This window comes from Mycobacterium neglectum (assembly GCF_002591975.1).
Classification (GTDB): Bacteria; Actinomycetota; Actinomycetes; order Mycobacteriales; family Mycobacteriaceae; genus Mycobacterium; species Mycobacterium neglectum.
Window position 1 is genome coordinate 65716 of record NZ_NVQE01000023.1, and the last position, 19479, is coordinate 85194.

The 19479-nt window shown below is 65.9% G+C and carries 17 protein-coding genes; 2 read left to right on the plus strand and 15 right to left on the minus strand.

From position 1 onward, the window contains the following. The 13 genes from eccD to CSQ99_RS18600 form a co-directional block, all read right to left on the minus strand. Positions 1-1527, minus strand: a complete 1527-nt coding sequence (eccD, locus tag CSQ99_RS18540) for a type VII secretion integral membrane protein EccD (RefSeq protein ID WP_099040465.1) — start codon at positions 1525-1527, stop codon at positions 1-3. After that, a complete protein-coding gene (locus CSQ99_RS18545) occupies positions 1524-2906 on the minus strand; it encodes a MinD/ParA family ATP-binding protein (RefSeq protein ID WP_099040466.1) in 1383 nt (460 codons plus the stop codon). The genes eccD and CSQ99_RS18545 overlap by 4 nt, the downstream gene beginning before the upstream one ends. An 89-nt stretch (positions 2907-2995) precedes the next feature. Further along, on the minus strand, positions 2996-3280 hold the full coding sequence (locus tag CSQ99_RS18550) for a WXG100 family type VII secretion target (protein ID WP_099040467.1): 285 nt from the start codon (positions 3278-3280) through the stop codon (positions 2996-2998). A gap of 33 nt (positions 3281-3313) precedes the next feature. After that, the gene (locus CSQ99_RS18555; RefSeq protein ID WP_099040468.1) at positions 3314-3619 is read right to left on the minus strand and encodes a WXG100 family type VII secretion target; all 306 of its coding nucleotides are present in this window, start codon (positions 3617-3619) and stop codon (positions 3314-3316) included. Positions 3620-3716: 97 nt separating this feature from the next. Then, the gene (locus CSQ99_RS18560; RefSeq protein WP_099040469.1) at positions 3717-5006 is read right to left on the minus strand and encodes a PPE family protein; all 1290 of its coding nucleotides are present in this window, start codon (positions 5004-5006) and stop codon (positions 3717-3719) included. Positions 5007-5047: 41 nt separating this feature from the next. Then, positions 5048-5341: a PE family protein gene (locus CSQ99_RS18565; RefSeq protein ID WP_099040470.1), complete on the minus strand. Its 294-nt coding sequence runs from the start codon at positions 5339-5341 to the stop codon at positions 5048-5050. Between the two features lie 165 nt (positions 5342-5506). Continuing rightward, positions 5507-7270 carry a type VII secretion protein EccCb gene (gene eccCb / locus CSQ99_RS18570; RefSeq protein WP_099040471.1) on the minus strand — a complete coding sequence of 588 codons (1764 nt, stop codon included), beginning with the start codon at positions 7268-7270 and terminating at the stop codon, positions 5507-5509. Further along, positions 7267-9498, minus strand: a complete 2232-nt coding sequence (gene eccCa, locus CSQ99_RS18575; RefSeq protein ID WP_099040472.1) for a type VII secretion protein EccCa — start codon at positions 9496-9498, stop codon at positions 7267-7269. The genes eccCb and eccCa overlap by 4 nt, the downstream gene beginning before the upstream one ends. Continuing rightward, positions 9495-10976 carry a type VII secretion protein EccB gene (gene eccB / locus CSQ99_RS18580; protein WP_099040473.1) on the minus strand — a complete coding sequence of 494 codons (1482 nt, stop codon included), beginning with the start codon at positions 10974-10976 and terminating at the stop codon, positions 9495-9497. The genes eccCa and eccB overlap by 4 nt, the downstream gene beginning before the upstream one ends. Positions 10977-10979: 3 nt before the next feature. Further along, positions 10980-12701: a type VII secretion AAA-ATPase EccA gene (gene eccA / locus CSQ99_RS18585; RefSeq protein ID WP_099040474.1), complete on the minus strand. Its 1722-nt coding sequence runs from the start codon at positions 12699-12701 to the stop codon at positions 10980-10982. After that, positions 12694-13125: a secretion protein EspD gene (locus tag CSQ99_RS18590; RefSeq protein WP_099040475.1), complete on the minus strand. Its 432-nt coding sequence runs from the start codon at positions 13123-13125 to the stop codon at positions 12694-12696. Before CSQ99_RS18590 ends, eccA begins: the two co-directional genes overlap by 8 nt. Before the next feature lie 12 nt (positions 13126-13137). After that, positions 13138-13998 carry an ESX secretion-associated protein EspG gene (locus tag CSQ99_RS18595; RefSeq protein ID WP_176561085.1) on the minus strand — a complete coding sequence of 287 codons (861 nt, stop codon included), beginning with the start codon at positions 13996-13998 and terminating at the stop codon, positions 13138-13140. Further along, positions 13995-14315 carry an ESX-1 secretion-associated protein gene (locus CSQ99_RS18600; RefSeq protein WP_099040477.1) on the minus strand — a complete coding sequence of 107 codons (321 nt, stop codon included), beginning with the start codon at positions 14313-14315 and terminating at the stop codon, positions 13995-13997. The genes CSQ99_RS18595 and CSQ99_RS18600 overlap by 4 nt, the downstream gene beginning before the upstream one ends. 568 nt (positions 14316-14883) lie before the next feature. Between CSQ99_RS18600 and CSQ99_RS18605 the strand changes: the two genes are divergently transcribed. Beyond that, on the plus strand, positions 14884-16350 hold the full coding sequence (locus tag CSQ99_RS18605; protein ID WP_099040478.1) for a MinD/ParA family ATP-binding protein: 1467 nt from the start codon (positions 14884-14886) through the stop codon (positions 16348-16350). Positions 16351-16357: 7 nt separating this feature from the next. Here CSQ99_RS18605 and CSQ99_RS18610 read toward each other — a convergent pair whose 3' ends face one another. Continuing rightward, on the minus strand, positions 16358-17080 hold the full coding sequence (locus tag CSQ99_RS18610; RefSeq protein ID WP_099040479.1) for a helix-turn-helix domain-containing protein: 723 nt from the start codon (positions 17078-17080) through the stop codon (positions 16358-16360). Between the two features lie 347 nt (positions 17081-17427). Between CSQ99_RS18610 and CSQ99_RS18615 the strand changes: the two genes are divergently transcribed. Further along, complete coding sequence (locus CSQ99_RS18615) at positions 17428-17718, plus strand: WhiB family transcriptional regulator (RefSeq protein ID WP_099040480.1); 291 nt, start codon at positions 17428-17430, stop codon at positions 17716-17718. A gap of 114 nt (positions 17719-17832) precedes the next feature. Here CSQ99_RS18615 and CSQ99_RS18620 read toward each other — a convergent pair whose 3' ends face one another. Next, positions 17833-19401 carry an acyl-CoA carboxylase subunit beta gene (locus CSQ99_RS18620; RefSeq protein ID WP_099040481.1) on the minus strand — a complete coding sequence of 523 codons (1569 nt, stop codon included), beginning with the start codon at positions 19399-19401 and terminating at the stop codon, positions 17833-17835. Between the last annotated feature and the right edge of the window lie 78 nt (positions 19402-19479).

Below are 19479 nucleotides of genomic sequence, written 5' to 3' on the forward strand. Positions count from 1 at the left end.
TCAGAACCGCAGGTTGCGCAGCAGATCGTAAACGCTGGCGATCCACAGCAACAGCGGGATGATCGCCGCAATCGCCGCGCCGTCAAGCAGCTCGAGGATTCGCTTGGTCACCGGCGACACCCGTTGCACGCTGCTGGCCGCTCCGACGACGATCAACGCGACGATACCGAGCGCCACATACAAGCCCAGCACCAACCACGCACGGTCGGGAGACCACAGCGCTAGCTTCACCATCAAGCCCGTCGGGATGACGACCACCGCTGCCAGCAACGCCCAGGCGCACCAACGCTCGGCGTACAGACGCGACCGGAAGCCGCAGATCGACGTGACAAGACCGGCGACGATCATGCTGTGAATGAAGAAATGTCCTTGCACGACAACGGTGATCGCACCAATGGCCAGGACGAGCGCACCCGCGGTCACGAAGCCGATCAGCAATCGTCGCGCCAACTGGCTGCGTTCGTGCAGCCGTACCGCGGAGTCCGGCACCGACTCGATGATCGCCTGCCAGGTCGGCGATTCGTCGCCGACCGGCGTGGCAACCGGGTCGAGAAGTTCCTCGCTGCCCACGGTCTCGCCGGGCGCCGGGATCGGTGGCAGTGCGATCCTCGCCACTGCCACAGTCAGTTTGGCCGCGTTGGTCACCACGATCAGACCGAACGCGAGCGCGCCGGCGGGCACCCAGTACTGCCAGCCATAGCCGAAGGCCACCGCCGCCGCAGTGGCCGCGATCGAGGTGACCGCGAAAAACGAAGCCAGCTCAGCTCTTTTGCGTGGCCCGCCCCGCGTGGCCAGCGTCAGCAACAGCACCACCGCCGCGGCGCCCGCGGCCTGCGGTGCGCCGAGTGAGTCGTAGCCGAGCGGAAGCGGAACGGTGAGCGCCGCCGCACCGGCCAGCGTCGGCATCGCCGCGACCAGCAGGCTCTCCGACATGTCGATGTTCCGGTAGCGATTCGTCGCCACCATGCTGCCGCCCAGAAGACCCAAGCCGAGCACGGCGAGCGCCACGGCCCACCACCAGCCGTGACCGCTCTGCGACCAGGCCACCATCGACATCAACGTCGTCGCCAGCGCAGCGAACGGAATCGCCAGACCGACAAAACGATTCAACGCTGAGCGGTCGAACTCCGGCGACTCGTCGAGAACCGCGATCGCGTCGATCACATCCTCGACCAGCGGACGGTAACGCTCGGTCCGGCTGACGGAGACCAGCGTCAGCAAGGACCCGTCGACCACGCCGGCGTCGTCCAGCGATTCACTGAACCTCAGCGGTGGGGCGCCCGGTCGCGCGAAAGCCCACACTCCCTGCGCCGAGAAGTCGAACCCGGCGAGCACGTCCTTCGGGGTGTCCTCATGCAATTCGGACAACACCGACACCGTCTCATCGATGTACGTCTCGATCGGCGCCGACGCAGGCAGCACCAGGTCGGTCATTCGCCGCCCGGTCAGGATCGTCACTCGCGTGGTCGACGGCCGGCCGGGGGTGACGCCCGACGACGCTGGTGCTGCGGCGGCGGTGGAGGTCAACGGCGTTCGAGCCTGTCGAAGTCATCGGACAACCCCGCGGCCAATTCGATGATCCGCCGGCGGAAGTCCTTGGCGAGCAGGTCGATCTGGATCTCGGTGCCGGCTGCGATGTGCTTGTCATAAGGCAGCACGATCACTCGGCCCGGCGGCACATGGCGCTCGAACTGCTGCACCAGATCCTCGATGTCGATGTTCGGCTTGCCCGGCACGACGTGATTGATCACCACGCACGAACGGCCCAGCAGATCTTGATACCCGTTCTGGCGCAACCAGTCCATCGTGATCGCGGCCTGACGCGCTCCATCGATCGACGCACTCGCCACGATCACCAGTCCGGAGACCGTGGAAAGCACACCGCGCGCGGCGGGCTGGAAGAGCCCTGCTCCGCAGTCGGCCAGCACCAGGTTGTAGTAGCGCGACACGATGCCCGTCGCGCCCTTCCAGTCCTCGTCGTTGAACTCGCGACGCGCGCCGCTGTAGTCCTCGGAAGACAGGACTTCGAGGTTCGCGCCATTCATGCTCGTGTACGCGCGAATGTCGTTGTACCGCGCCAGTTCCTTGTCCGAGAGCAGATCGCCGATCGTCGCCGCCGACTGGCGGCCCGCACGGTCGGCCAGGTTGCCGCCGTCCGGATCGGCGTCGATGGCCAGGATCCGGTCACCGCGCACCTTGCTCAACGCGGAGCCGAGGGCAACCGTAATGGCGGTCTTGCCGACGCCACCCTTGAGGCCGAAGACCCCGATTTGGTAGGAGTCCCTGGCATTTCGGCGGATCCGGGTGTGCAGTTCCATTTCGTAGAGCTCGTCGGGTGACGGTCCTAGGTTGATGCGCGTCAAGACGTACAGCAGGTGCCGCCAGCCGCGCGCCGACGGCATCTTGATGGCGGACTTCACACCGACGTGCGCCAGCGCGTCGATGGCGCGGTGGTTGCCGATCGTCGCGGCCGACGTCGGCGCGGGCTGTCCCGCTTGGCGAACCGATTCCGACTCCGACTGCGTCTCGGCGAAGTGCTGCGAGGGCGAGGGCGCCGGTGCGGGCCGCGGCGACGGCGTCGGCGCCGACCGCTGCTGCTCGTAACGTGCACCGGCCGGTCCCGTGGACATCGGCGTCCTCATCATGCCGTTGGGCTGTTGACGCTGCGGAGCGGCTGCGCGGGTCGGCGGCATCTGAGTCGTGACCTCAGACTGACGCGGCGGCGGCGCCGGTGCAGCCTGGGTCTTGTTGGAAGCGACAGGCATTGGAGGCGGCGTCACTTCGCTACGGCCGGGCCCGCTGGTGGACATCACACCTGTGGCGACGGTGTCGCGATCCGCGTCGTCGTCTGCGGTCTGCACTGCATCGCCTGGAGAGTGGAAAAGCCGGTCATAGTCAGCCGACATGAGTACCCCTAATTGTTGAATGCCGAGACGCACGCGGTGGGCGGAGTCCGCCTGGGGCGATCCGCCCACCTGCGCGCACCATCGAACGATCAGAACATTCCGGTGACGCCGGCTTCGGTCTGCGCCATCGACTGGCCGGCGTTACCAACGGTGTGCGCGAGATTCAGCAGGGCCGAGTTGAGCTCGGCAGAGGTAGCGTCCCACCGCATCTGCACGGCCTGGTAGGCATCCGAACCGGTGCCACCCCACACGGAGGCCAGCGCCGCGAGCGAGGCCTTACCTTCATCGAGCAGAGAATCGGTCCGCTGGACGGCCGAGCCGATTTCACCGGCTCCACCCTCGATTCCCGCGAAGTTCCATACCTGTTCAGTCATTGAATTCTCCTTGTCTTGAGTCGATTTGGCGGACTAGTGGTTGATGTTCATCGACGACGAGAAGGCGCTGGCCTGGTCATCGTCGGTAGTCGTGTACTGGACGCCACCCGTGTGGATGTTGGCCGAGATGTCATCGAGTTGCTTGGTCTGCTGTGCGGCCGCCTCCTGGAAGCGGAGCAGTGCCTGCTGAGCTGCGGTGCCGGCCTGGCCGACCATCTGGCCGGCGAGCGCACCTGCGGTTGCCTCGACCTGCGCGATGACCACCGTGAGCTCACCGGAGATCCGTCCAAAGTTCGCTGCCTCCTTGGCGAGGACAGCAACGTCTGTATTCATTGCCATGCTGGATACTCTTTCTCTCTTCCTGTGTCCTCACCATGTGATGGCGAGTCTTTCCGGCCAGTTGGCCGGGAAGTATGTGATGGGCGCGATGAGTCCGTCACCAGTCGTCGTCCTCGTCTTCGCCCAGGTCCTGAGGCAGCACGCCGGGCGCCGTCAGTCCGGTCTTGGACCCGCCGCTCTTACCGCGCTGACCCATGCCGCCCATCGGACCCATGCCGCCCCCGCCTGCACCGACGGGCGCGAGGCCCATGCCGCCGGCTCCGGCGGCCGCACCGGTCGGTACCAAGGGCTTCGTCTCACCAATTAGGTTGGCCAACAACGGGGTTCGTGGGGCCGTGCCACCTGCGCCGGGCAGCGACGCCGCGCGGACGAGCCCGGCTCCGGAGCCGGGGCCTGAGCCGCCTGCCAACGGGTGGTTGGAAAGCGGACTCGCACCGATCAGGCCCATCTGGGCCTTCTCACCTCCCATGCCGCCCATCTGGCTGAACATCGAAGTCACCTGCTGCAGCGGCTGTGTCAGCTGCTGCATCGGCTGCATCACCATCTGGCCGGCCTGTTGGGGAAGCTGTCCGAGCGTCGATCCAAGCTGCGAGGCCATTTGCATGCCCATCTGCATGCCCTGCTGCATCTGGCCCTGATTGCCCGCCTGCGTTGCGGTGTTGTCCGCCTTCTGCGCCTGGCCTTCGGCGCGCTGGGCGGCCATATTTCCCTGCGACGCCGCATTGCCGGCATTCAGCCTTACGGATTCCATCTTCGACACCGCGCTGACCGTGGCGATCGCCGCGTTGCGCACCGCGGCCGCAGGCGCCATGGCCGCCGCAGCTCCGATTGCCGCCCCAACGACGCCTTCGCCGACACCGGGGACGACGATCGGCTTCGGCGTTGCGATCATCTCGAACATCAGGTTCAGCAGGGTCTCGGACTGGTAGACGTCCATCGCCCCAGCGGCCTGGTTCCACATCCGGATGAAGTAGTCAGCCTCGTTCAACGCGATCGGGACGGTATTGACCCAGAAGAAGTTGGTGGCCTCGAGAATCCCGTGAGTGATGTGGTTCTGCTCGATCTCCACTAGCGGTGGGGTGGTCGTCATCGCGGCGGTGTAGGCGTTGGCCTGGGCCGTTGCCTGCAGGGCGCGCTTCATCGCCTGGGCAGAAACCGTCCGCAGCCAGATCACCATGGGCATCGTCGAGGCAACGGCATGCTCGCTCGCCGAACCACTCCACACCGATGTCAGGGCAGTGAGGCTCGCGGCCAACTCGTCGGCCTGAGTCTCAAGGGAGATCGCCAGTGCTTCCCACCCCATCGCAGCTTGAAGCATGGGCGCCGGGCCGGCACCCATCATGAGCCGCGCAGTGTTCACCTCCGGCGGCATTCCATGCCAATACATCGCTTATCGATTCCTCGCCTGTGGAGTCGGTGAGCGAGATATCAGAAGTTTGTGGCGTTGGCGCCGTCGACCGCTTCGTAAATGCCTGCGATCTCCATGTACGCCGCACCCGCGCGGGAAAGCTCTTCCTGAGCAAACGTATTCAGCGCCAACGCCTCGACGCCCTCCTTGGCGAAGACCACCGCTGCCTGGGCCGAAACCTCGTCTGCCCCCGCGGGCACCAGCGCCGTAACCGCGGCGGTGGCGACGGTCCCGGCGGCAAGTCCCCGAACTCCGTTTGCGACTACCTGTGCGCCGATCCCGACTGCGCCTGGATTATGTTCCATGGGTTGCATTTGCGCCGTCTCCTCACATAGATATGAATAGCCTGGTTATTCACTTATGAAGTTCCTAGCAGGCATAGCTAGTGCGCCTGGAATCATCCCCGGACCCCGTCGCTGGCACTCGAAACCATGTTTGCTAGGACGTCTTTGTCCATATTAACCACGTCTGAGGGGTGCTCAGAACACTTCTTCTTCCGGTGGATCAACGTAGGCCGCCTGGATGACCTCTTTCGCGTCTGGCGTGACGAGAAAGGCCTGGCCAGGGGGCCGGCGCTGCACCTTGATCTCCCGTGACGGGAAGTCCTGCTTCTCCCCGGACAGGAACAACGTGGGTGTACCGGCGCCGTAGGCAGCACCCACAAACTTGTCCATGGTGGCCCGGTGCGCCTGACTCATCTGGCACGTCACGATGAGGTGCAGCCCGATGTCCGCCGAGGCGGGCAGCAACGGGAACAGCGGTGCCATCGGGGGCACCACGCCGCTCGCGGCGACGATCATGTGCCAGTCGTCGACCAGCAGGACGACATCGGGGCCCTTCCACCAGGACCGCGCCCGCAGCTGCGCGGTGGTGAGGTCGGGCGGTGGTAGCCGTTGTTTGAGATTGAACGCGAGCGCCTTGATGGCCTCGTCCAGCGTCGTGGTGTTGCGGTTGACCGCCCCCGCGTCCAGCAGGTGGCTCTGGGGCACCGCGTCAAGGAGTCCCGATCGGAAATCGGCCAGCATGAACCGCACCTGGGCTGGGCTGCTGCGCTTGCAAATGGCCTGCGCGACCGCATGCGCGATACGCGTCTTTCCCGACTTGGGCGCACCGAAGATCAGCAAGTGCGGTGTCGTGTTCATGGAGTTGTAGGCCACCGACAGATCCGATTCGCGCACGCCGAGCGGCACCGTCCACCGCGTGCGGTAGTCGCTGTCCGGGCCGGGCGGGTTCGGATCGAGCTCGTGGAGGTAAATGCGATCGGGCAGGACTCGCACCTTCGGTGCCTGCTCGGTGTTCTGCGCGCTGATCGTCTGCACCGCCTCTGACATCGCCGAGACGAGATCGTCGGCGCTGTGCACCCCGTCGAGCCGGGGGACCCCCATCATCAAGTGGTGCTTCTCCAATGAGACGGCGCGACCGGGCCGGTTCTGCGGGATCTCGCGGGTGATGCGGTCGACCTGAGTCTCATTCACATCGCCAAGCCGGAACTCGATCTTGGTGCCGAGGTAATCGCGAATACGGGACTTCAGCTCGGTCCACCGTGGCGTCGAGATCACCGAGTGCACGCCGAATTGCAGGCCCTGCCCGGCGAGGTCCTGGACCGTGGGCTCGAGGTCGGGAAACTCCGCGACGAACGCAGGCCAGCCGTCGATCACCATGAAGACATCGCCGAACGGGTCGACGGCGGCGGGGTGGTTCGGATCTTCACGCATCTGCCGGTAAGCCGCCATCGAACCCACACGCAGCTGCTTGAACAATGCTTCCCGTTGGCGCAGAACGGCTTTCATCTCGGCGACGACGCGGTTCACCTTGTCTGGTTCCGAACGCGTCGCCACGCCGCCGACGTGCGGCAGGTCCTCGAGGTAGATCAGCCCACCACCGCCGAGGTCGATGCAGTAGAACTGCACCTCTCGCGGCGTGTGCGTCGCGGCCGCAGAGAGCACCAGCGTCTGCAGGAAAGTGGACTTGCCGGTCTGCGGCGCGCCACCGACGGCGATGTTGCCGCCGGCCGACGCGACGTCGACGCCCCATACCTCCTGGCGGTGCCGCCGCGGCTCGTCCATGATGCCGAGCCCGAAACGCAGGGGCTGCCGTTGTTGATCGCGTTCGATGAGTTCGTTCACCGGAGTCGGATCGGCCAACGGCGGCAACCACATCCGATACGCACGGGTCCCGCCGGTGGCCAACTGGTCGAGGACCACCTCCCGCAGAACGCGCTGTTCGGGTTCGATGGTCGTCACGATGTCACCGCCGTATCGAAGATCGGTGCCGCAGTGAACCGGTGAATACGTATCTGGTCCGACCCCTGAGGCTTTGGCTTGGCTTCGCCGTCGTCCTGCACGGGTGCGGACGGCACATAGTTGACACCGGTGTACACGCTGTGGAATTTGACGGGGTCTTCCATACCGACGCGGAGGAAGCCGACACCACTCTCTTTGTTCGTGATGTATTGCGCCTCAGGCGTTCCGATCACCGCTTTGGATTCCGCCGAACTCGTGGTTCGCAGCGCGATCCGGTAGGTGAGGTTGGGTTCCAGCTTGTCGATGCGCACGCCGCCGGTGTTGAGCGACTGGGTGGCGAGCAGCAGATGGACCCGCAGCGAACGGCCAACCCGACAAATGCGATCGAACAGCCCGATGAAGTCCGGGTGGTTCTGCAGCAACTCGGCGAACTCGTCGACGACGACGAAAAGCGTGGGTAGCGGGGGAAGTTCGGCGCCTCGTTCACGGTGCTTCTCGTACTCGGCGACGCCGGACAGCGCGCCCGCGGCGCCGACCTGTAGGCCGGCCTGCCGCAGGATGGACTGCCTGCGGTCCAACTCGCCGGTGAGCACCTCGCCCATGCGGCTGACGAGTTCAGCCTCCTCCTCCATATTCGTGACCACCGCGGCGGTGTGCGGCAGCTTCTCCATGCCCAGGAACGTCGAGCCGCCCTTGAAGTCGGTGAGCAGCAGGTTGATCTGGTCGGGATGGTGCGTCGCCGCCAGCGACAGGATCAACGTGCGCAGGAACTCCGACTTGCCGGAACCCGTTGTACCGATGAGCATCCCGTGCGGACCCGCGCCGAACTCCGCGCCCTCCTTGATGTCGAGGTGCATGATGTCACCGGTCTTCAGTTCGTGGCCGAACGGGATACGCAGCCGGTCACGGTCGGTGTCGGAGAACATCCGCCACCTATTGGGTGTCACCTCCTCGATCGTCTGCGCGCCGACCAGTTGGTGCCATTCGGTGGCGACCTTCTTCTGCACCCGCACGCTCTTGTCGATGATGGTGCCGGTAATCGACCAACCGGCGAGCTTGCGGGCGATGCGGCTCGCCTCATTCGGCGTCATCCGGTCAGCGATCGAAGTCACCAGCCGGAAGGCCTGATTGGGCAGCCGGTCGTCGGCGGTGCCGTCGGCATCGACACGGATGCGATACGCCGATCCGCGGTGGTTTCCGAGCGTGATCACGGTGACGCCGGCCCGACCGTCGACCGGGAAGCCCGCGCGGCCGCCCGAGAGATCGATGACGACGACGTATGGACCCGCTGGGGTGGCGTCGGGGGTGTGGGGACCGCGGGCCGTCAGATCACTCAATCCATCGGGACGAGTGAACACCAGTCGTGTCGCGCCCGCGGCGTCGGTATCGGTCTGGTGCTGCACGTGGGGCAGCCACTTGAGCCAGGCCCAATCCGGATCCTCCGGGTTGTCGGTGAGCACCCGAATCTGCAGCAGGTCCGGTGGATGGAAGACCGCCAGATGGCAGATCATCGCCGTGAGTAAGCCCGCGGCCCCATCGGGATCGCCGCCGACCGCGATGGTCGGAAAGGTACGCAGCTGCACCAGTTTCGGGCAGTCGTGGATCAACCCGTGGGTGCGCAGGAATTTTGTGACCCACATATGGCTGACGGGTTCGAGGTGCGGTTGGGGAGCTCCCTGCGGCCCGGCCAGCTCACCGCCGACCGCGGGCTTCAGCAAGCGGTCCACGGCGGGCTCGGCGCCGAGACCGATCCGGACGGCCGAGAAGAAGTCGGCGTTGGTCGGACGTGACCATTGCCGATTGGTCCCGATGATGGAGAGCAGATCGTCGGGATGCGGGGCGTGATAGTTGAAGAACGTCACCTGGGCCGATGCCGACGACGTCACCCGGGTGCGAAGCCCCGCAAGGTATCGCAGGTATTCCTTACGGTCGGCGTTGATCTCGGGCACCCGCTTGCCGCCAGGGCCGCCCCCCGCCATGAAGCCCACGGTCCCCATCACCATCATCAGCGGCATCATCAGCATGTAGGGCGACAGCTGCCGGATACCGGTGAAGATCATGATCGCGATCATGCCCAGCATGCAGCCGCCCATGACCCAGGGCAGCGCCTTCTGCATGCCCGACGGCGGGATCTCGACACCGAGGTCATCAGGCGGTGTCACATTGATCTCGCCCGGCGTCAAACGCGGCCCCCGCTTGATGATCGGGGTGAACTTCTTGGTGGTCATCCGCCACCTCCGCTGTTCACCGTCGCAGGTTGCGCCCCCGCGTTGGATCCGCCTTCGACCCTGCGCGGGTTGGGGTTTGGCGGAAGGGTGTCGTGCTCGAGCAGCGCCGCCTGTTTGGACAGCACCGGTCCGTCGACCAGCAGGCTGACCACCTGCCACGGTGCGGTTACCGGTGCATTCAGGCCGATGGTGCTACCCGTCTGCTCGTCGGGCAACCCGTAGCGCACACCCTGCGGATCGATGTAGTAGAGACTCTCGCCATAGCGGGGATCCGGAGACTGCAGTCGGATGTACTTGCCGCCGTCGAGATAAACGGTTGCATCGCCACCGATCTGGTCGATCCCGCTGTTCATCGCCGATGGTGCGATCGGTAGATGGCGACCGGCGATCACCGTGGTCTTCGGTGCCTGATCGCCGGGTTCACGCTGCCACGCCCAGCACAGGGTGGGCGCCTCGTCACGCAACAGGATCTCCAACGGTTCATCCGGCAGCGGCGAGCCGAACACCTGCTCAGTGATCCTCGCGACCGTGCTCGCTTCGACGGGCGGCGGTGTGACAAGCCCGAAGGAATTGGTGGCGCGCAGGGCCGCCGCAGTGGTGCCGTTGATCCGCGCCACGCCGTCCGGCAGCACCACAAAGTGTTGTTCGCCGTCCTCGGTAAGCGCCGTGAACACCGCGCCGATCACGAGATTCGCCGGCAGGCCAACGGTATTCGGTTCACCGAAGCGAGCGATGGCCGGTAGCAGCAGAGGCCCGGAGTTGGGCAGCGCGTTGAAGAGTCCCTCCGAGATCGGTGTCGCCTTGGAGTTGACGGGTATGCCCACCGCCGACGTCACTGCGCGGTCCGAGAGGTCGATGGCGTGGCGACCGGTCTCGGTCACCAGCCAGTTGTCCTTCTCGTAGCTCACCAGCACACCCTCGTCGGCGCGCATCGGGCCGACCGAGGAATCGACCTGCAGCGGCTGCACGATCACCGATGTCCTGACCTCGGGTGCCACACTTTCGGGCTTCATCACGGTGTCGCACAGCGTCCACGTCGAGTTGGCCCCGCCGACGGGCGTTGCATAGGGAGCGCCGGGAATGCCGATCGGCTGTCCCTTGTGCATCCGGTCCAACTCGTCGGACTTCACCGCAACCGGAGTGCCCGCGTTGCCCAGCACCAGGCGCGCCGAGGTCAGGTTGTAGACCGGCCTCAGCTGATCGGCGCCGGGAATCATGACGTAGAGCTGATTGGTGGTGCGGTCGACGAGAAGTGTGTCACTGCCACGTTTTCCTAGCGGTTTGAAATACGCCAGCAGCGCCGCGCCCAGGCAGATCAGCACGGCGATGACGATGCCTGCCAACACCGCGCGACTGTAGAACTGCAGCGGGTCGTCGAACATGCGCGTGTCGCGCCGCACGATCGCGTGCTCGACCCTGCGGAGCAGGAAGCGCCAGCCGCTCACCTGCACCTTGGTGGTTAGCCGAAAGTTCGCCATGCGCTACTCGCCGATACTCAGTCGCCGGTGAACGGCGGTGATCGCCGCCGCCATGTCGTCGCCGTTGATCTGGCTCAACTCATCGACCCCGAGGCTCTCGAAGTCCGCCGACCGGGCCAGTCGCATATCGCGGTTCTGTTCACCGGCCTCCACCAGTTGGCGGGAGTAACGGCCGTTACCTGCAATGTCCAGTGCCGGCTTGCCGTTGAGCGTCCGCTGACTCAGCAGCGTGGCGGCTTCGAGTACGCGCTTGGCGGCCTCATCGTCGAGCGCTGAATCATTGCCCTGCGCAATCACTTTGGCAATGTCGACGATCTCGCTCGGCAGATAGGAGTCGAATTCGATACGGGTCGCAAAGCGGGAGCGCAGGCCGTCATTGGACTCGAGTAGCCGGTCGATATCGGAGCTGTAACCCGCAATGATCACCACGAGCCGGTCGCGATCGTTTTCCATGCGGGCGAGCAGCGTGTCCAACGCTTCGGTGCCGAACGGATCCGCACGTCCGTCGCGCTCCTGCACCAGGGTGTACGCCTCATCGATGAACAGCACCCCGCCGATCGCGTTGTCAATGGTCCGACTGGTTTTGACTGAGGACTGGCCTTCGTACTCGGCGACGAAGTCCTTGCGCGACGACTCGACCAGCTTGGGTTCGGCGATGACGCCCAGCCCGGCCAGGATGTTGGCCACCACGCGGGCGATCGTCGTCTTCCCGGTACCAGGCGGACCGGCGAAGATCATGTGCTTGGACGCCTGTGCGACCTTCATGCCGCGCGCCGCACGGACCTTGGCCATCTGTGTGGCGGCGCGGTACGCCTCGATCTGCTCCTTGACACGGGTCAGCCCGATCTGACGCTCCAGTTCGGCCTGCGCTTCGGCGAGTAGTCGCTCGCGACCCGAATTGTCGGCCTCGACGCTGGCCGCATCCCACGGATCCCTGCGCGAGGCGATCTTCTCGGCGGTGGTGGTCACTATCCGGTAGCCCGGATCCTTCAATGCTGCAGCGACTTTGGGCTCGGGGTGGGTCGCCTGCAGCCACTCCAGGAGTCCCACCGCCGACTCCTCGTTGCCCTGGCCGCGTCGCGTCATCGCGAGGTACCACGCGATGGCAGGCGCACATGCCTCACCGGCCGGTGACGAATTCGACTCCGTCAGCCGCCGCTCGGCCTCCGTGAACAACCCAAGGTTGGCCGCCGCGACGCCATGTGCGACACCGGCGGCGGCTGCGAGGAACTTGTCCGGCCAAGCGCCTGCACCCTTGACCTCGTCGATGACGTCGGTCCAGCGCCCGGCGGCGCCGTAGATCACCGCTTTCACCCATGCCACCAAATGTTCTGCGCCAGTGGCTGGAACGTCTTCCAACGCCTCCATGGCATCGGCGTAATTGCCGACCGCGGCCTCGTGGACCGCGAAACCCATGGTGATGGCCAGCGGCGAGTTGATCGGATAGGTGATGTCGCCGAACTGACCGCCGATCGGAACCCTGGCGTTGACGCTGTTCATCGAGATCTCGGCGGATCCGGCCAGTTGTCCGAAGTTCGCGCGGGAGTACCAGGCTCGGAACAGCGTCACCCGTTCGTTGTCGCCGCAACGGATCCGCCCCACCCATGCGTCGCAGGCGGTTTCGTCCATCGACGTGATCTCGGAGAAGATCTCTAATGACCGCGCTGGGGAACTGGGCAGCATCCCGACCGCGCTGCCGAACAGGTTGGTGAGGTGGTCAGTCATGCTCACCCGCATACCTTGTCGCGAAGACGTGCACCCTCTCGGCCCGGGCCTCTTCGGGTGTCGGCAGATCGAGGTCGCGGGCGAGGAAATCGCGGGTACCCGCGTCGTCGTGGCCCTGCTCGCGCATGCCCTCGAGCATGAATGCGTACTGCGCCGACTTCGCTTCCCGGGTGGCCAGGCCCGCGATGACCACTATCTCATCGGCGAGCTCCGGCTCGGTCAATTCCGTTGTCCTCGACGACAGCTCGATCTGTTTGACCCGGCCGTCCATGAAGGTGGTGACGGTCACGGTGCCCGGCGGATTGGCCACCGTGAACACAGGCACCGGAAGGTTCTCATCCCCGTAGTTCGCCGGATGGGTGAAGTCGAGCGCGGCCAGGTCGTCGCGCTCGTCGGGATCGTATGGCTGATTTTCAGCCGCCATGTACTGCTTTCCTCACTGCAACTCGGTTCCATTGGGTTCGGTGTCTTTCTGTTCGAACCACTTGCCAGACGGCAAGAATTCGATCAACCCATCCAGCGCGCGTTGGAGGTTTTCTGGGCTGCCCGGCAGAAAGCTGCCGTAGAGCTCGCCGTTCACGCGGCGGGGTATCGACACGATGCGGCCCTGCCGGGCGTCGAGCACACCGGCCGCGACATCCGTGTTTGTGAAGGTGCCACCGGGATGACGTTCCACCGCGGTGATCTCCACCCAGCTCGCCGGGTTGGCGATGATGTCGGCATATGCACGCGCCGAAGTTGGTGCGACGCCGTACTTCAGGAGCTGGTTCGCGTCCCGGCATTCTCCCAGTTCGCTCGCGACGCCGGTCAGAGGTTCGACATCGGCAGCGTTCGCGGTCCCGAGCACCGTGTTCACCATGCCTGCCAAACCAACCTGCGGAGCGACGCGCTGCAGGACCAGCATGTCACCGTCACGCGCGGCGACGACGTGTCGATCTCCCTTGCGGCACACCACGAATCGGATCATCTTGCCTCCGATGTCGCGACGCCACCAACGTCCTTCGAGAGTGCGGTCGGACCGGCTGAGGGTGTCGACCATCGCGGCGACCTCCGGATGCGGCTGGCCGAACACGTCGAGCACTCCCTGCCCTGTCAGGTCGCGCGTCACCTGTTCCCAGACGATGTCGCGCAGTTCCGGCTGGGGAATGTTGAGCCTGATTCCCAACGCCGTTGGAAACTCCGAGTGGCCCAGGCGGTCGGCGATGACAAGCATCCCGTCGATCGTTACCTCGACGCCGACGACGTCATCGATATGCGTGGCGTCGCGGTGCGCTGACTGCGCACTGTCCATGCTCATCGGTGCCGCACCTGTCCGTCCAGCGCGCGGCCCATCACATCGTCGGACTGGTCGTAGCGCTGGGCGGCGTCGGTCAATTTGTGGCCCAGGTCGTCGGAGATCGTCGCGACCTTCATCCCGGCCGAGCGGCGAGCTGCGACCACGGCGCTGAGGGCACCGGCGGTGGCCGACGCAATGATCCCGTGGGTGCTTCGGACGGCGGCGTCGAGGCCCTCCGTGGCGGCGGTCGCTGATCTGGTGTCGGCTGCGGCCCGCACCTGCTGGACGGTCAGTTCGTTGAGGTGCGCGGTCGTCACGCGCAAGTCATCCCCCGACATGGACCCCTTCTCCCAACTTCGCATTTTGCGGTGCCGGACCGGCCCGTCGGGAGATCACCTCGATGAGCTCGCCGATGGGGTTCACTACTCTTCTTCCACCGGTGGTTTGCCACAAACCACACGCATGCCATTTGACCCTTCACGCATTTCCTTTTGCTGCGGAAAGCGTACCAGCGCCGCGTCCGCTGTCATGTCACCAATTTTCGGCCTGAATACGGCCCGGCCTCCCCTGCCGGTCAGCTCTCTCAGCAATGAATGGTACGTGGGTAGCGCCACTTGGAGGCGGCCCCAGGCCCTTTCAGCGAATCGCGGATGACCCAGCACCAGCCCGTGTCGAGCGCGGATCGCAGCCGAAACAACGAGAGCGGCGGGCCCAGTCGCTGCGGCTGCGACGGCCGCCGAGCCGCCCGGGAAGCGCCTTAACCTGCGGATCGCTGGATGGATAGCCATGTTTGCTAGCGCGGTTGGCCCGCACCGGGGCCGACGCATCTGCAGAGCACGCTGCGGTTTGGTTGATACTGGGAAGGGGCCATACCCGCGTTACCCGACCTCCCGGAGGAGACACGCAGTGACTGACCGCGATGACGAATTGCGGAGAAACCTCGGATGGACTGGCCCCGAAGAAACCGATTACGAGCCGTCAGCGGCCGAACCGGAACCGACCTCCCCGCCCACGCGGGCAGTGCCGCCACGTCCACCGGTTGACTACCTCCCCCCTTCAAATCCCCCGTCGGCGCCCGACCCTCGTGACGAGGACCCCGGGCCGACGATTGAGGTCGGCCGGCCGCCGATCGTGCCGACCGCAGAGGCGGGCGCTCCCCGGCAGTTCAGGGAGCCCGAGCGACCCGGCGGCAGCTTCCGTCAACCGCCTCCCCGGTACGGTCCGCCGCCGGGGACGCCACGCGACACCGGTCCGCTGCCGCCGTCCGTCCGGGGTGACAGCGCTCCGTGGAATCAGCAGCCCGAGCGTCAGCCGCCCCGCCCTCAGCGTCCCCCGATCCCTGGGGGCCCAGCTCCGGAACCCTCCACCCAGCCATGGACCCCTGGCGGATACGCACCCAACCACCAGACGGGGCAGCCGCCGAGCGGTTCGTACGCGGAGCGGATACGGGCGGACGAATTGGTTCCGTTGCGCCGCGTCGCCCCGGGTCGCGGATGGCGTCTGGCGCTGTTCAAGGCGACGTTCGGCTTGGTGAACCTGGGCCAGAGTCCTGACGAGATCCTGCAGGCCCAGCTCGAAGCCAAGATCAGATCCGGGCTTCGCGGGCACTTCAAGGTCGGCGTGATGGGCAAGGGCGGCGTCGGAAAGACGACGGTGTCGGCCAGCATCGGCTCGGTCTTCGCCGAACTTCGCCAGGACGACCGCGTGGTAGCCATCGACGCCGACACCGCATTCGGGAAGCTCGGCAGCCGCGTCGACCCCAGGGCGCAGGGCTCCTACTGGGAGCTGGCCGGCGACCAGCACCTCGAGACCTTCGCCGACATCCGCACCCGCGTCGGCAACAATTCTGCCGGGTTGTTCGTGCTGGCCGGTGAGGGAACGCCGGCGCGCCGACGGGTCCTTGATCCAGCGATCTACCGGGAGGCGACTTCGAGGCTGGACCGGTACTTCACGATCTCGATCGTCGATTGCAGCTCCACCATGGACACCCCGGTCACCCAGGAGGTGCTGCGGGATCTCGACGCGATGGTCGTGGTCTCCTCACCGTGGGTCGACGGCGCAGCCGCCGCCGGCCAAACACTGGATTGGCTGGCCGCCCGCGGACTCACCGCTCTGCTGCAACGCACGGTCATCGTCCTCAACGACTCCGACGGGCATGCCGACAAGCGGACGCGTTCGATTCTGGCGCAACAGTTCTCGAGCCAGGGCCAGGTCGTCGTCGAGGTGCCGTTCGACGGGCACCTGCGGCCGGGAGGCGTGATCGACCGCACGGGCGAGATGTCAGCCGCGACGAGGCGTCGATTCATCGAGATCGCCGCCGCGCTCGCCGAGTACTACCCGACGCATGACGACCGGAACCGCGACCGCTACTGAAGCTGACTCAGCTCAGCTGCTCGATCAGTGATTCGATCTCCCGCGCAACCGCCGGGGGTACGGGTTCCTCCGCCTCGGCGCCGATCACGTCCTCTTCGGAAACCCCTGCGGCTTGGGCAGTTTCGAGAATGGTCAGGTTCGCGCCACGGCGCGCCGCATATAGCCGCTGCCCGAGCGTCGCCCCCGGGGCGCGGGCGGCACGCAGCATGAGCTCGTCATAGCGGGTGCGCACGGCGCTCAGCGCCTTGATCAATGCGGGCGACACCTTGCTGATCCGGGCCGCTCTGGCCGCGACTGCCTCGAGTTGACGCAGATCCGCCAGGATCTTCGTCGCGCGCGGCGTGAAATCCGGACTCTCAACGGGCGGCAACGACTCAACCGCAGTGCCGAACGTGTTGACCGCACTGACCACCGCCTGGGCGATCAGCGGAATGTCCTCGCCGGTCTGTCCCGGTGATTCGCCGCGCCGCTCAACGGTGACCGACTCCCCTTGCCGCAGTCGCGCGATGGTTCCCGGCGGCCACCGCAGCATCTCTTCGAGCTTTGCTCTGGTGCGTTCACGCGGCCAGCTGCGGCCCTTTTCGAACGCGATGAGGGCACCTGCGTTGATGATCCCGTCCGTCGCCAGGCTGCGCTGGCTGATGTCGAGTTCGCGTCGACGGGCTGCGGCGGCCGCGCCGGCACGCACCATCCCCGGGTCGAGCATCTCGGTCGACTCCGGGTCGGTCATCAACGGGCATTCCTCGAGAACTCGCGGGGCGCAGCGGCGACGCAATCCTATCGGTCGTCGCGGACACCGCTACGACTTGGGCTCGCGTGGCGTCTGCCGATCCGTGGCATAGCTATATCTTGCCCCGCTGGAGCGGTACGTCGACGCTACGGTTTGTGTTTCGCCGGTAATTCTCAAAACTCCCAGCTCCAAACCCCTCTTTATCGGGCACTCAACACTGGGCGAGTGCGATCACAACTCCGCCACGCGCGCGTTGTGTAGCGCTAACTGTTGCAACGCTACGGTTTATAGGTTAGCTTTGCGTCATCGCGGCGCATTGCCGCACAGCGGACAAGGGAGCGACTGGGATGGACACAACACACTGGGACGAGACGCCGGTAGGCGCCTGCACGCGTGACCCCGAGCGGTGGACGACATCGGCTGACGAAGAGGCAAAGGCGATCTGCCGAGCGTGCCCACGGCGCTGGTTGTGCGCCCGAGATGCGTGCGAGTTACCGCGGGCGGAAGGGCTGTGGGCCGGCATCGTGATCCCGGAAAGTGGACGCGGACGCACGTTTGCCCTGCGGCAGCTGAAGTCGCTCGCCGAGCGCAACGGTCAGGTGGTGCGGCCGCGTCGCTATTACGCGGAATCCGCCTGACAGCTGAATCCCCCGCCGTACGAGGGGTCGGCGGCGGGACGCGTCGCGCGAAACTGAGCCTGTGCACGAAAATCGCGGGAAATGTCGCAAACAACTTCAGTTTCGGCGTATCGACTACCAGGTGTCGACGAATCGCCTATCGGTACGGCGCGGTTCATGCATGGTGGCCGCGGTCAAGGTGTCGATGATGAGCCGGCGGGTGTCGGCCGGATCAATCACGTCATCGATCTCGAAGAGCTGAGCGGCGTTGAGCGCCTTGGCATTCTCCTGCGCCGACGCAGTCGCCTGGCGCACCCGCTCTTCTCGTTCCTCGTCGTCGGCGATCGCCTCGAGTTCCTTGCGCAGTCCCAACCGAACCGCACCTTCGAGGCCCATCGGACCGAGATGCGCGCCCGCCCATGCCAAGGTGAGTACCGGTTCGTGCAGGCTGCCTCCCAGCATCGCCTGTGCGCCGAGTCCGTAGCCGCGGCGCAGCACCACTGCGACGAGAGGCACGCTCAGCGCGGCACCGGCGACCAGCATCCGCGACGCGCGACGCACCAGCGCCTCGGCCTCCGCTGCGGGGCCGACCATGTAGCCCGGACAGTCGATCAACGAAACAACCGGCAGCCCGAACGCGTCGCACAGTTGCAGGAAGCGAGCCGCCTTGTCTGATGCGGCCGCCGTGATGGCTCCGGCCATCACCATGCTGTTGTTCGCGACGATGCCGACGGCGCGGCCGTCGATTCGGGCCAGCGCGGTCACCATCTCGGCGGCGAAGCGCGGCCGCAGGAACGTCACCGTCCCTTCGTCAGCGAGCGTCTCGACGATCGGGTTCACTGGAAAGGCGCGCCGCGCCCGCTCGGGAACCATTGTGCGCAAGGCTGTTTGGTCGTGGACTTTGCCCGGCGCGGTCGTGCCTTGGAAGTAGGAGAGCAAGCGTTTCGTAACGGTTACCGCTTCGGCTTCGTCGGTCACGACGACGTCGACCACACCGTTGGGCTCCTGCATTCGGATCGGCCCGACCTCGTCGGGATGGACATCGCCGAGCCCGCCGCCGGCGATCATCGCCGGTCCGCCCATCCCCAGCGAGGTGTCCTCGGTGGCGACGATCAGATCTGAACAGCCCGCGATCACCGCGTTGCCCGCGAAGCAGCGGCCCTTGACGATCGCGATGCGCGGCACCAGACCCGACAGCGCGGCCCAGAGCTTGAACGCCCGGGCGTCGAGTGCGGATACCGCGGGATAGTCGGTGTCGCCCGGGCGTCCGCCGCCGCCCTCGGCGAAGAACACGGTCGGCAGGCGCATGCGCTCGATCAGCTCGAAAAGGCGGTCCTTCTTGCGGTGGCCGAGCGCGCCTTGAGTGCCCGCGAGCACCGTGTAGTCATAGGACAGGACGGCACAGGCGGCGTGCTCATCGCCAAAGAGGTCGCCGTTGACGCGCGCCGTGCCGGCCACCAATCCGTCGCCGGGGGTGCGGGCGATCAGGTCGGCGAGGTCGCGACGGTGACGTTGGGCCGCGATCGCATAGCGTCCGTACTCGACGAACGAATCCGCATCGACAAGGTCGGCGATGTTCTCCCTGGCGGTGCGGCCGTTGCGGGCCCGCCTGCGCTCGACCGCGTCGGGTCGGGCCGCGTCCTCGGTCAGCGCCCGGCGCTGCAACAACTCCGCATGGTCGGCACGGATCGGCTCATCAGACATGGCCTGGTGATGCTAACAATGTGTGATATCTAGCACGCTATTAGTTAGGACACTATCTAATAGGCGTACGGTAGAGGG